At 36.8% G+C, this 12,631-nt stretch carries 13 protein-coding genes and 1 riboswitch; of the genes, 4 read left to right on the forward strand and 9 right to left on the reverse strand.

Annotation, left to right across the window (positions count from 1 at the left end; genetic code table 11):
- Positions 1-552: 552 nt before the first annotated feature.
- Positions 553-777, reverse strand: coding sequence for a YlzJ-like family protein (locus acear_RS08100; protein ID WP_013278519.1), 225 nt, complete (start codon positions 775-777; stop codon positions 553-555).
- 11 nt (positions 778-788) lie between these two features.
- Positions 789-1,637, reverse strand: coding sequence for a ClpP family protease (locus acear_RS08105; protein WP_013278520.1), 849 nt, complete (start codon positions 1,635-1,637; stop codon positions 789-791).
- Between the two features lie 138 nt (positions 1,638-1,775).
- A riboswitch (TPP riboswitch) is annotated at positions 1,776-1,876 on the forward strand.
- A 78-nt stretch (positions 1,877-1,954) separates the two neighbouring features.
- On the opposite strand from acear_RS08105, the gene thiS reads away from it, so the two are divergent.
- The 4 genes from thiS to thiE are packed head-to-tail and all read left to right on the forward strand — an operon-like array spanning position 1,955 to position 4,681.
- Entirely contained in the window at positions 1,955-2,155 is a 201-nt protein-coding gene (gene thiS, locus acear_RS08110) for a sulfur carrier protein ThiS (RefSeq protein WP_013278521.1), read from the forward strand.
- Positions 2,156-2,157: 2 nt separating this feature from the next.
- Complete coding sequence (locus tag acear_RS08115) at positions 2,158-2,928, forward strand: thiazole synthase (protein ID WP_013278522.1); 771 nt, start codon at positions 2,158-2,160, stop codon at positions 2,926-2,928.
- Position 2,929: 1 nt separating this feature from the next.
- Positions 2,930-4,030 carry a 2-iminoacetate synthase ThiH gene (gene thiH, locus acear_RS08120; protein WP_013278523.1) on the forward strand — a complete coding sequence of 367 codons (1,101 nt, stop codon included), beginning with the start codon at positions 2,930-2,932 and terminating at the stop codon, positions 4,028-4,030.
- A gap of 15 nt (positions 4,031-4,045) precedes the next feature.
- Entirely contained in the window at positions 4,046-4,681 is a 636-nt protein-coding gene (gene thiE / locus acear_RS08125; RefSeq protein ID WP_013278524.1) for a thiamine phosphate synthase, read from the forward strand.
- A 97-nt stretch (positions 4,682-4,778) separates the two neighbouring features.
- Here the strand turns inward: thiE and acear_RS08130 are convergent, their stop codons facing one another.
- The 7 genes from acear_RS08130 to dapB form a co-directional block, all read right to left on the reverse strand.
- Positions 4,779-6,449 (reverse strand): ribonuclease J, encoded by a 1,671-nt coding sequence (locus tag acear_RS08130; RefSeq protein WP_013278525.1) that lies wholly within the window; start codon positions 6,447-6,449, stop codon positions 4,779-4,781.
- Positions 6,450-6,692: 243 nt separating this feature from the next.
- A complete protein-coding gene (gene dapA, locus acear_RS08135; RefSeq protein WP_013278526.1) occupies positions 6,693-7,574 on the reverse strand; it encodes a 4-hydroxy-tetrahydrodipicolinate synthase in 882 nt (293 codons plus the stop codon).
- Between the two features lie 18 nt (positions 7,575-7,592).
- Positions 7,593-8,816: an aspartate kinase gene (dapG, locus tag acear_RS08140; protein WP_013278527.1), complete on the reverse strand. Its 1,224-nt coding sequence runs from the start codon at positions 8,814-8,816 to the stop codon at positions 7,593-7,595.
- 23 nt (positions 8,817-8,839) lie between these two features.
- Positions 8,840-9,850 (reverse strand): aspartate-semialdehyde dehydrogenase, encoded by a 1,011-nt coding sequence (locus acear_RS08145; protein WP_013278528.1) that lies wholly within the window; start codon positions 9,848-9,850, stop codon positions 8,840-8,842.
- 351 nt (positions 9,851-10,201) lie between these two features.
- Positions 10,202-10,795 (reverse strand): dipicolinate synthase subunit B, encoded by a 594-nt coding sequence (locus acear_RS08150; RefSeq protein ID WP_013278529.1) that lies wholly within the window; start codon positions 10,793-10,795, stop codon positions 10,202-10,204.
- Positions 10,796-10,824: 29 nt separating this feature from the next.
- The gene (gene dpsA, locus acear_RS08155; protein ID WP_013278530.1) at positions 10,825-11,706 is read right to left on the reverse strand and encodes a dipicolinate synthase subunit DpsA; all 882 of its coding nucleotides are present in this window, start codon (positions 11,704-11,706) and stop codon (positions 10,825-10,827) included.
- Between the two features lie 71 nt (positions 11,707-11,777).
- Entirely contained in the window at positions 11,778-12,575 is a 798-nt protein-coding gene (gene dapB, locus acear_RS08160; RefSeq protein WP_013278531.1) for a 4-hydroxy-tetrahydrodipicolinate reductase, read from the reverse strand.
- Positions 12,576-12,631 lie beyond the last annotated feature (56 nt).

Genomic DNA, 12,631 nt, shown 5'->3' on the forward strand with positions numbered 1-12,631 from the left:
AGCGTTTAAGACCAGATCAATGAAAATTTTGTGCTGTAACCACAGCTTGGGAAGTTTCTCCGTTCCAGATCTTTTTTCTCCGAAATAACCCAGGCTGTAATTGCAATGTGATACCACAAATAGTCAATATATGCTTGTAGCAATTCCTATTAATGATGACCATAGCAATTTATTATATTATAATAGTCAATATGTGTCCAGAGCGACTCTTAAAAACAGTTTGGAGCCATGGAGGGTCCGCAGGATTATAAATCCTTGCTCCTAGCCTTGTCAATTAGAGCACTAATACTATCTTTTTGCTCAATGAGTTACTCCCATAGCCAGTATTGGTCTTTATGCTGGCTATGCGGAAAACTGTTTTTTGAGAATGAGTGAGACAGGACGTCGAGCGAATGGCAAGCAGCGGATACATATTGACTATTCCCGCAATATCATAAATGAGACCACATTAGTCGCAAATAAGAACTGCAACAATATATCAATAAAACCATAGAGATAGAAGAACAGAATTCTATCCCCATGGTTACAATTAACAATATCTTATTTTAATACTTAAATCTGTGGTTCAAATTTAATCATAGTTCCAGGTTGATAATCTGCATTCAGATAATCTTGAGGATTAGAACTAATAACCTTGACTATCTCTCCTTTATCAACCTCTGTTTGATTGATTAACATTGTTACTCCATCAACTTCAAGCTCAACTAACTCTTCTTCAGCTTCTTCATCTTCCTCAGCGAATATATCTCCCGCTGGAATGATAGAGTAATATACCATTTACTTCACCTCTACATTAATGTATTTTGCCTGACTACTTCTATAGCTTCAGTTGCAACATCTCCATTATTGGCTTCAATATCTACTTTACTATCTTTATTATCTTCTTCAGCATCAATTTTTTCTTTTAGTGCTTTAATAGCTTGGCTCAAGCCACCTACTTCATCAATCATCCCTTTATCCACTGCTTCCTCTCCAATCAAGACTGTCCCTACATCTCTAACTAATTCACCAGTTCTAAACATTAAGTTCCTGAAATCTTCATTGGAAATATTAGAATGTCTACTGACAAAATTAATAACTCTATCCTGCATTTTATCCAGATAATCATAAGTTTGAGGAACTCCAATTACTTTCCCAGTTAAGCGAATAGGATGAATAGTCATAGTAGCTGTTTCAGCAATAAAAGACTTATCCGTAGCTACAGCTATCGGCCCCCCAATGCTATGTCCACCTCCTAACACTAAAGAAACTGTAGGTTTAGAAAGGCTACTCAACATTTCCGAAATGGCTAATCCTGCTTCTATATCCCCTCCAACAGTATTCAGAGTTATAATTACACCTTTAACCTTCGGATTCTGCTCTACAGCTACTAATTGAGGAATTAAATGTTCATATTTGGTGGTTTTATTCTTCGGTGGCAGACTTCTGTGGCCTTCAATCTGGCCTACAATGTTGATGCAGTGAATATCATTATCTATATTCTTAGGCAACTTTGTCTGGCCTAACTGTTTTAATGTTTCTAACTTTCCTGCAGATTTCTGAGAAGAAGCCTTCTTTTTTCTTTTAGGTTTAGATTTACGCGGAATACTAATTTTATTCTCTTCTTCAGTTTCTTGCTCTTGATTATATTCGGACAAATCAACTACACCTCCATAAGAAATAATTTATTTTTAGTATGATAATCTCAAGATTATTTATGCATTTAGCTTATTGAATAACTAAAATTAAGTATTGAAATTAATGATAAAATGATATAAAATATAAGTACAATCAAATAATCAAGCTAGGGGTGCCTTAAATGGCTGAGAGGAGCTTAGCTTCAACCCTATAACCTGACCTGGATAATACTAGCGTAGGGAAGCTGCCTGATAAAGTTAACTATCAGTATATATCAAAAATGCTTCCTTATAAGGAAGCATTTTTTTATTATTTAATATTAAGAAAGGAGGATAAAATGAAGATAATCTTAAATGGAGAAGAAAAAGAATTAACATCAGAAATACCATTAACTGACTTTTTAACTGCTCAAAACTTAGACCCTGATAAATTAGTAATACAATATAATCAAGAAATTATTCAACAAGAAGAATGCTCCAGTATCATCTTAACTGCTGGAGATAAATTAGAAGTACTTAAATTTGTAGGAGGAGGATAAAAATGTCTGATAAATTAATCATTGGTGAAGAAAAATTGGAGAACAGATTATTTACCGGAACAGGAAAGTTTCCAAATCAAGAGATTATCCCTGATACAATTAAAGCTGCTAATTCCAAAGTAGTAACAATGGCTTTAAGAAGAGTAAACTTTGATACCCCAGAAGAAAATGTGATTAATTATATCCCTGATAACTGCAGATTACTACCTAATACTTCAGGGGCTAGAACTGCCGAAGAAGCAGTCAGAATTGCTAAAATTGCCAGAGCTGCTGGTTGCGGTAATTGGATTAAAATAGAAGTTATCTCAGATAATAAGTATCTACTTCCAGATAACCAAGAAACAATTAAAGCTACAGAGATATTAGCTAAAGAAGGATTTGTAGTACTGCCTTATGTAAGTCCCGATTTAATGGTTGCTAAAAAATTAGAAGAAGCAGGAGCAGCCGCAGTAATGCCTTTAGGAGCCCCTATTGGTTCTAATCGCGGTTTAAAAACAAAAGAATTAGTTAGAATCTTAATTGATGAAATCAAATTACCAATAGTAGTAGATGCAGGAATTGGTAAACCATCCCAAGCTGCCGAAGCTATGGAAATGGGGGCTGATGCTGTATTAGTTAATACTGCAATAGCTACTGCAGAAGATACTGTTGCTATGGCTAGGGCCTTTGATCGAGCTGTTAAGGCTGGACGAGAAGCATATTTAGCTGGTACCGGAAAAGTTAAAAATAAAGCTTCAGCTTCATCACCACTAACAGGCTTTTTAGGTGAATAAAATGAGTTATTATGATACCTATAGTAAATTTAAAGATGTTAACTTTTCTGATTATCTAAAGCAAATAACAGCTCAAGATGTAACCAAAGTACTAACTAAAGATAACCTAGATCAACAAGACTTTTTAACTTTATTAGCCCCTGCAGCTAGTAATTTTTTAGAAGAATTAGCTCAAAAAGCACACGAATTAACTATTCAACATTTTGGTAGAACTATATCCCTATATGCTCCATTATATGTATCAGATTACTGTGTTAATCAATGCAGTTACTGTGGCTTTAATGTAACTAATGATTTTCAAAGAAGCAAACTTGATTTAAGTGAAGTTGAAAAAGAAGCTCAAGCAATAGCTAAAAAAGGATTTAAAAATCTACTAATTTTAACAGGAGAATCTAGAACCCATGCTCCTATTTCTTATCTGAAAGAAGTCATTAAAGTACTTAAAGATTATTTTCCTTCTTTAACAATTGAAATTTATCCTCTAGAAACCGAAGAATATAAAGAATTAATTGCCGCTGGAATTGACGGATTAACTATTTATCAAGAAGTTTATGATGAAGAAATTTATGATCAGGTACATGTTAAAGGACCTAAAAAAAATTATCAATTTCGTTTAAATGCTCCTGAAAGAGGATGTCAGGCCGGAATGAGAAAGGTAAATATTGGTGCTTTATTAGGGCTTAATAATTGGCAAGAAGAAACATTTTGGACTGGTTTACATGCCCAATATCTTCAAAATAAATACTTAGAAACAGAAATTAATATCTCTGTACCTAGATTAAGACCACATATTGGTTCCTATCAACCTAATTCTATCGTAGAAAATAAAGACTTAGTCCAAATTATGTTAGCTTACCGATTATTTTTACCTCGAATAGGGCTTAATTTATCAACTAGAGAAAGTGCTCAACTAAGAGATAATTTAATCCCCTTGGGAGTTACTAAATTATCTGCTGAATCATCTACAGCAGTAGGTGGATATGCTCATGATAAAGATGAAAAACAATTTGATATTTCTGATGATAGAACTGTTGATGAAGTTAAAAAAATGCTAATAAAGAAAGGCTACCAACCAGTTTTTAAATGCTGGCATAGAATATAATGGAGGAAGAATAATATGGTCAAAAATGTTTTAGACACAGATTTGTACTGCCTAACAGCCGAAGAATATTCATTAGGACGAAGCAATATTGAAGTAGTTGACAAAATGTTAAGAGCAGACATTGAAATTATTCAGTACCGAGCTAAAAAGAAAAAAATGCTTTACAAATATAAAGAATGTCTTAAACTTCGTAAAATGACTAAGCAAGCTGGAGTTAAATTCATTATTAATGATGATGTTGATCTGGCTTTAGCTGTAGATGCTGATGGAATTCATATTGGTCAAGAGGACCTCCCCATTGAAGAGGTAAGAAATCTTGTCGGGCAAGATAAGATCATTGGATTATCAACTCATTCACCCCAGCAAGCTAGAGAAGCTCAAAATCGTGGAGCTGATTATATAGGAGTTGGTCCAATTTTTAAAACCAATACTAAAGAAGATGTCTGCAATCCTGTTGGATTAGAGTATTTAGATTATGTAGTAGAAAATATTGATCTTCCTTTTGTAGCAATTGGAGGTATCAAGGAACACAATATGGATATAGTAAAAGCTCGAGGAGCTAAATGTATTAGTATGGTAACTGAAATTGTAGGTGCAGAAAATATAATAAATAAAATTAAAAACATTAGAGAAAAAATAAATCAAAAATAAAAAATGAAAACAATATAACTGACTCTATTGTTCCCTCCTATACTATACATTAAAAAAGCAAGTAAAAGGCTTTAAAGCCTTTTACTTGCTTAAAAAATTACACTTCCATAATAATCGGTAGAATCATCGGTCTTCGCTCTATCTTATGATAAATAAAGCTACCAAGAGCATCCTTGATCTCAGACTTAAGGATTGACCACTCAGTAACATTATTCTGTTCACACTTGCTTAATGCTTTCTCTACTCTTCTAGTAGCAGCTGAAATCAATTCTCCCGATTCGCGAATATAAACAAATCCACGCGAGATAATATCAGGACCGGCTACAATCTGACCGCGATCATCTATCGTAACTACCACAATCAAAACTCCATCTTGTGAAAGTAAGCGGCGGTCTCTTAAAACGATATTTCCTACATCGCCAACACCTAAACCATCTACTAACACCCGGCCAGCTGTAACTGAACCGGTCGTCTGTCCATCATTATTACTAAATTCCATTACATTACCCGGTTCATTAATAAAGATATTCTCCTCTGGAATTCCTACTTCTCGAGCAAGTTTAGCATGACAATGCATATGGCGATATTCGCCGTGGACGGGAATAAAGTATTCGGGTTGGACTAAATTCAGCATTAATTTCAACTCTTCCTGGCTGGCATGACCAGAAACATGAACACCTGAAACAGATTCATAGATAACATCTGCTCCACGCTTAAAGAGCTTATTTATTGTCTTACCAACAGACTTTTCATTACCAGGAATAGCTGTAGCTGAAACAACTACAGTATCTCCAGATTTTATATTAATCTGACGATGATCACCGCGGGACATCCTGGTTAAAGCAGCCATAGGTTCACCCTGGCTACCTGTAGTAATCAAGGCTATCTGATCATCCCGAAGATCCTTTAATTCATCTAAATCAACTAACATTCCATCAGGAATATCTAGATAACCTAATTCGCTAGCAATTTCAACGTTATTGATCATACTCCTCCCGGTGACAGCAACTTTACGATTCTGATTAAAGGCGGAATCTATAAACTGCTGAATTCGATCAATATTAGAAGCAAAAGAAGCAACAATAATTCGGCCATCCGCATCACTAAATATCTCATCGATCGTCTCGCCTACTACTTTTTCTGACATAGTATATCCTTCGCGTTCAGCATTGGTACTATCAGAAAAAAGAGCCAACACTCCTTCTTGCCCCAATTCAGCTAACCGGTGTATATCCGCCATTTGATCATTTACTGGCGTTTGATCAAACTTGAAGTCACTGGCATAGACTAACGTACCAACCGGAGTATGGACTGCTAACGCACAGGCATCGGCAATACTGTGATTGACACGAATAAATTCCACATTAAAATGTTCACCGATTTGGGCTGTATGGCCAGGATAGACATGCTTAAGGTAGGAATCTTTCAACAAACCATGTTCTTCTAGATTACCGCGAACCAATCCCAAGGTAAGTTTAGTACCGTAAACCGGAACATTAATCTCTTTTAATAGATAAGGCAAAGCCCCGATATGATCTAAATGTCCATGTGTCAAGACGATTCCTTTAATTCGATCCCGATTCTTCTTTAGATAAGTCATATCAGGAATCACTAAATCAATCCCTAACAGATCATCCTCGGGAAACATAATACCCGCATCAATAATTAATATTTCATCTTCTATTTCTACTACCATCATATTCTTTCCAATTTCACTAACCCCACCTAAGGGAATACATGAAAGTTTATCTATTTGATTGTTCGACATCTAACTAATTAACACCTCCACAGATTTATAAAGTACTATTTTACTTATCGTTTAATCTATAAACCGGTCCCGTCCACAAGTAGATTAAAATAAAAAAACCCGTCCCAGATTACTCTGTTACTATTATAAAGGATTTATTCTATGAAAACAAGTGAAAATAGAAAAAAGAAGCCTTTAATAACTTTAATAAACTAAATCCAGTAAAAAAGTGTGCAGCTTTAGCTGCACACTTAAATTAATCTTTTACAGTAAATTATGATTCTGTAAAAGTGATTTTAGAGCTTCTGTCTGCTGTTGATTAGCATCAACAAGCGGCGGACGGACAGGTCCAGCTTCATATCCTATTAAATTAACAGCCTTTTTAACCGGAATTGGATTAGTAGTTATAAATATCTTAGCAAATACATCACCTAATTCAGCATTTAATTGAGCCGCTTTCTGTACTTGGCCGGATTTATAACAGTGAATCATCTCTTTTATCCTATTACCTACTAAATGCGCAGCAACACTGACTACTCCTGTACCTCCAACACTCAAAATTGGCAGCGTTAATCCATCATCACCACTGTAGATTAAAAAGTCATCATCAGTCAGCCGATTAACAGTAGCTACCTGTTCTAAATCTCCACTTGCTTCTTTAACAGCTACTATATTCTCTACTTCTGCCAGCCTTGCAACAGTTTCAGCTTCAATATTCTTCGATGTCCGGCTAGGTACATTATAGAGAATAACCGGTAAATCAGTTACTTCAGCCACCTGTTTAAAATGCTTATCTAACCCGTCTTGAGGAGGCTTATTATAGTAAGGAGTAACCAGCATTACTCCATCTACTCCTAAATCCGTTGCTGTTTTAGTCATCTCTATACTGGCCTGAGTTGAATAGGAACCGGTTCCAACAATTATGTTAACTTTATCTCCTACTTCTTCTTTGACTACTTCTACCAGCTTAATCTTCTCTTCTTTATTCAGTGTCGGTACTTCTCCTGTAGTTCCAAACAACAAAATGCCATCTGAACCATTATCAGCTAAGTAATTAGCCAATCTAGCAGCCGCTTCATAATTAACCTCTAAATCATCAGTAAATGGCGTTACCATCGCGGTAATAACTTCTCCTAAATCAGTCATCTAAATCCCCCCATGGAATTATTCTGCTAAATTAAACTGCTCATGTAGAGCACAGAGCGCCTTTTTTTCTTCATCTTCCCTAATTAGACAGGAAATAGTAGTATGAGAATCAGTAGTTTGATAGATAGAAACTCCATCTCCTTCTAAAGCCTTCACTACCTTTGACATCACCCCTGGCTGTCCTGTCATTCCTGCCCCTACTACTGAGATCTTAATTAAATTATTACCAATCTCATAATTATACTCTGTTTCTGCTAAGACTTCTTCTGTCTTCTCTATTAATTCGTTATTGATAATGAAGGTAACCATCTCCGGCCGCACATTAATGAAATCAACGCTGATTCCTGCTTCAGCTAAAACCTCAAAACAGCCTAAATCAGTAGCAAATTCTTTCTCTTCCCGCGGAATAATCTTTACTAAACTGACATTAGTGCGGCTAGCAACTCCAGCAACTAACTGATCTCCCTTAATGTCCATTTCATCACTATTTTTAAACTTATCAGAAATAACTGTTCCAGCTGCATCACTAAAAGTAGATTTAATCATTACTGGTACCCGTTCCCGCTTAGCAATTTCAGCTGCCCGCGGATGAATTACCTTGGCTCCTTGATAAGCCAGTTCACCAACTTCTGTATAGGTAATATGTTTTAAAGTCTTAGCATCAGGTACTAAATCAGGATCGGCTGTCATAACTCCTTCTACATCAGTATAGATCTCAACCATCTCTGCATGGAGAGCAGCGCCGAGCACACAGGCAGTAGTATCGCTCCCTCCCCGTCCTAAGGTAGTAATTTCACCTTCTTCAGTAATCCCTTGAAAACCGGCTACAATCGGAGTGAAATTATTCTCCAGCGCCTCTAAAATCCGGCCAGGATTAACTTCTAAAATTTTTGTACTTCCATGATTATCATCAGTTACAATTCCTGCTTGAGCACCAGTCAAGGCTTGATAATCATAGCCTCTAGACTTCAATTTCTGGCCTACTACAACAGTAGAAATCACTTCTCCACAGGACATCAATAGATCTTTATCCCGGGGATTAATATATCCATAAGCCTCTTTAGCTAAATTAATCAGAGTATCAGTAGCATAAGGAGATCCTTCTCGACCCATAGCCGAGACTACAACTACCGGCTTATATCCCTGATTAATGCTGTTGATTATTTTATCTACCACCAGCTCTCTCTTTTCTGGGGTATCAAGAGAAGAACCGCCGAACTTTTGAATTAAGACATTACGCATTCCCCCACCTCTCTTTCTAGCAATTAGAATTCAGTCTCAATTAACTTTTCAGCAATCTGAATTGTATTTAAAGCAGCTCCTTTCCGCAGATTATTAGCCACAATCCAAAGATTTAGACCTGCTTCTAGCGTCTCATCTACACGAATTCTACCCACTAATACATCGTCATCTTCTTCAGAATCTATCTGCGTTGGATAAGCTAACTCATCAGGATTATCAATGACTTTAACTCCCTCAGTTTCTGATAATAGTCTTTTGGCCTCTTCGGCTTCCAACTTAGAACCTAACTCTAAATTAACTGACTCGCCGTGGCCGATCAAAACAGGAATTCTTACTGTTGTTGCTGTTACTTTTATCGAATCATCATTCATAATCTTTTGAGTCTCATTGACCATCTTCATTTCTTCTTTAGTATAATCATTATCAAAGAAAACATCAATATGTGGTAAAGCATTAAAGGCAATCTGTTCAGGATATACTTCCGGGTCAATTTCTTCTTCATTCAGAATTTTTTCCGATTGTTCAACCAATTCATCCATAGCATCCTTTCCTGTACCTGAAACAGCCTGATAAGTAGAAACAACAATTCGCTCGATACCTACCTTATCATAGATAGGCTTGAGGGGAACTACCATCTGGATTGTAGAACAGTTAGGATTAGCAATAATCCCCTCATGCTGAGCAATATCCTCTGGGTTTACCTCAGGTACTACTAATGGCACATCATCATCCATTCTAAAGGCACTGCTATTATCGATCATTACTGCTCCTCTACTGACTACTTCCTCAGCCAAATTCTCACTTGCTGTGCTTCCAGCACTAAACAAGGCAATATCTACATCCTCAAAGGATTCTGGGGTAGTAACTTCTACTTCATACTCCTCTCCTTTAACTGTCATAATCGTTCCGGCTGATCGTTCAGTAGCCAACAGCTTCAGATCATCATAAGGAAAATCCCTCTCCTCTAAAATATTCAGCATCTCTCTTCCTACAGCTCCAGTAGCTCCAACTACAGCAACATTACATCTTTTCATAGTAAATACCTCCTGATTTTAGATTAATTAGATAGATTCATCTTAATTTAATATAATGCTTCACTTTGTTACAGTGCATTATAAAGCCTGGGAAGTTTCTCCGTTCCAGATCTTTTTTCACTCCGAAACAACCCAGGCTGTGATTACAGAGTAAAGTTTTACATAAATATAGCCAATATATTAGATTACAAATAGTCAACATTTCTCTGAAGCGACTCTTAAAACTGATTCGAAACCACGGACGGTGGAGAATCAGTTTTTGACAATGAGTGAGACAGGACGTCGAACGAATGGCAAGCGTAAGAGATTTGTTGACTATATCTGCAATATGTTAAGCAGAAGCTGCTATAATCAAATCCCTTTATACTCTATTAATACCGGCTGAATCTGTCTTTCCTCTAGAGCATACTCTAAAGTATCCGGTATCAAATCCATCCGGGCTACTAATGAATTAATCTTTCTCTGTGGATTATCCTGCCCAAAGGGAACAAAATATATATTCTTAGTATTCAATAATTTACCTAAATTGTGAGCATTATTGCCTAGACCATCATTAGAAGCAAGTGCTAACACCACTGGACGATTATTTCTCAAGTGAGACTTAACTGCCATCAATACCGGAGTATCAGTAATTGCATTGGCTATCTTGGCCAATGTATTTCCGGTACAAGGTGCAACAATCAAGATATCCAACAGTTTATCAGGACCGATCGGTTCAGCTTCTACTATTGTAGTTTTAGGTTCTTGATCTGTAATCTCTGTTATCTTAGTCTTCCATTCCTCAGCTGTACCGAACTTAGTATCCATATTCTGAACTGACTTTGATAAGATAGGTGTAACTACTCCCCCAGCCTCTACTATCCTCTTTAATTGAGGAAGCACCTGATCAAAAGTACAGTGAGAACCAGTAACTGCAAAACCAATTCGTTTACCATCTAACTCCAAACAGATACACCTCCTTTGGAAGGCTGACCTTAGATTCTTTCAGCAATTAATCGCGGAGTTATTCTACCTAAAATCTCTCCAGCAGTCTTAGGAGCTACTCTCCCCGGCAAACCTAAACTTAAGACAGCTTCAATTCCTAACTCTTCAGCAGTGGCAAAGTCCGTACCGCCCGGCTCTGATGCTAAATCAATAATTAAAACTTCTGACTTTACTTCACTTAGCACCTCTTTGTCCAGCACTACAGCCGGTACAGTATTGAAGATAAAGTCCATTTCAGAGATTACTTCTTTTAAATCAGAAAACTTGACAGGAATTATTCCCAGCTCTTTGGCGCGGGCTCTATCAGCAGGATTTCTTGCTGCTCCGTAAGTCTTACTGCCTAATCCTTTCAACATCCTGGCTTGAGTCAGACCTACTCTACCTAGCCCCAATACTATAGATTTATTGCTATGTAGAGTAATATCAGACTTTTCCATAGCAACCTGAATAGCTCCTTCAGCTGTAGGGATCGAATTTAGAATGGCCAACTCATCCAGTTTAGCCAGCTGGATTAATTCCAGATTATTCTGCTGGCAGTAATCCTTCATCTCTTCATCTGCTATTCCGATCATAAATATACTTTCTGGAGCTAATTGAGTAAAAAAATCCTGTGTCAATTCTACAGCTCTATCACCAAAGGTTGCCTTGAGATATCCTTCTTCGTTAGTTCCAGTCATAGGAGCAATCACTACATTAGCATCTTTAACTACTTCCAAAACCTTATCTTCAACTATTAAACCTTCAATTTCACTTTCCGGCCGGCCTAAGGTCTTAACTTTAGCATCTACTGCTATCAGAGATTCCAACATAACTTCTTCTCTAGTTCCACCGCCCAAGACTGCTATCTCAACTCCAGTTAACTTATTATCCATTCAAACCCCTTCCTTTAGTTAGTAATCACTTATATTATATGGTCAACCTCCCAAAGTAGTGCCTGTCAAATTTAAAATTCCATTAATTTTTCCAATCCATAGACAACACCATCTACTTCATCCAGGCTTTCCAGAGCCAATTTAACTCCAGGCATAAAGGAACGGCGATTGATAGAATCATGTCTGATCTTTAAAGTCTGTCCTACTCCTCCAAATAAAACTTCCTGGTGAGCAACTAATCCTGATAATCTAACACTGTGAATATTGATATTACCTTCTTCACCGCCACGAGCCCCGATTATCTTCTCAATCTCATCTACTTCCTTTTCTGTGGCATTCTGAACTTCATTAATCAGTTCAGCAGTCTTAATGGCTGTTCCCGAAGGAGCATCCAATTTCTGATCATGATGCAGCTCAATAATCTCAGCCTGATCTAAATATTTTGCTGCCATCTGAGAAAACTTCATCATTAAAATAGCACCAACAGCAAAGTTAGGAGCAATAATCACCTTTGCTTCAGCTTCTTCAGTCCAGTCTTCTATTTTATCAATATCGGCCTCTGTAATCCCTGTCGTTCCTATCACCATATTGATTCCATTCTCTAAACCTGTTTCAATATTCTCCATCACTACCTGAGGAGTAGTAAAATCCACTACGGCATCAGGTTCTGTTTTAGAGATAGCCTCCGCCAAATCAGATTCAATCTCTACAACCGGAGCTGATACCCCCAATAACTTATGAATATCTTCTCCAATATCAACTTTATCTACAGCACTTACTAATTTAAATCCATCAGTTCTATTAAGTAACTTAACAACTTCCTGTCCCATCTTACCTAGGGCACCATTTACTATTACTTCTTTTGTCATCTTTTTTGACTCCTTCCTGACAGCTTGATAATATTATTAATATTAAAAAAATGATT

The sequence above is a fragment of the Acetohalobium arabaticum DSM 5501 genome, from assembly GCF_000144695.1.
Classification (GTDB): domain Bacteria; phylum Bacillota; class Halanaerobiia; order Halobacteroidales; family Acetohalobiaceae; genus Acetohalobium; species Acetohalobium arabaticum.

Bases quoted from the DNA above. Each gene is read 5' to 3' on its own strand.
- dapG (WP_013278527.1), bottom strand. From the start codon at position 8,816: ATGCGTAATGTCTTAATTCAAAAGTTCGGCGGTTCTTCTCTTGATACC.
- acear_RS08130 (WP_013278525.1), bottom strand. From the start codon at position 6,449: ATGTCGAACAATCAAATAGATAAACTTTCATGTATTCCCTTAGGTGGG.
- dpsA (WP_013278530.1), bottom strand. From the start codon at position 11,706: ATGGATAATAAGTTAACTGGAGTTGAGATAGCAGTCTTGGGCGGTGGA.
- thiS (WP_013278521.1), top strand. From the start codon at position 1,955: ATGAAGATAATCTTAAATGGAGAAGAAAAAGAATTAACATCAGAAATA.
- dapB (WP_013278531.1), bottom strand. From the start codon at position 12,575: ATGACAAAAGAAGTAATAGTAAATGGTGCCCTAGGTAAGATGGGACAG.
- acear_RS08115 (WP_013278522.1), top strand. From the start codon at position 2,158: ATGTCTGATAAATTAATCATTGGTGAAGAAAAATTGGAGAACAGATTA.
- thiE (WP_013278524.1), top strand. From the start codon at position 4,046: ATGGTCAAAAATGTTTTAGACACAGATTTGTACTGCCTAACAGCCGAA.
- acear_RS08145 (WP_013278528.1), bottom strand. From the start codon at position 9,850: ATGAAAAGATGTAATGTTGCTGTAGTTGGAGCTACTGGAGCTGTAGGA.
- dapA (WP_013278526.1), bottom strand. From the start codon at position 7,574: ATGACTGATTTAGGAGAAGTTATTACCGCGATGGTAACGCCATTTACT.
- thiH (WP_013278523.1), top strand. From the start codon at position 2,930: ATGAGTTATTATGATACCTATAGTAAATTTAAAGATGTTAACTTTTCT.
- acear_RS08100 (WP_013278519.1), bottom strand. From the start codon at position 777: ATGGTATATTACTCTATCATTCCAGCGGGAGATATATTCGCTGAGGAA.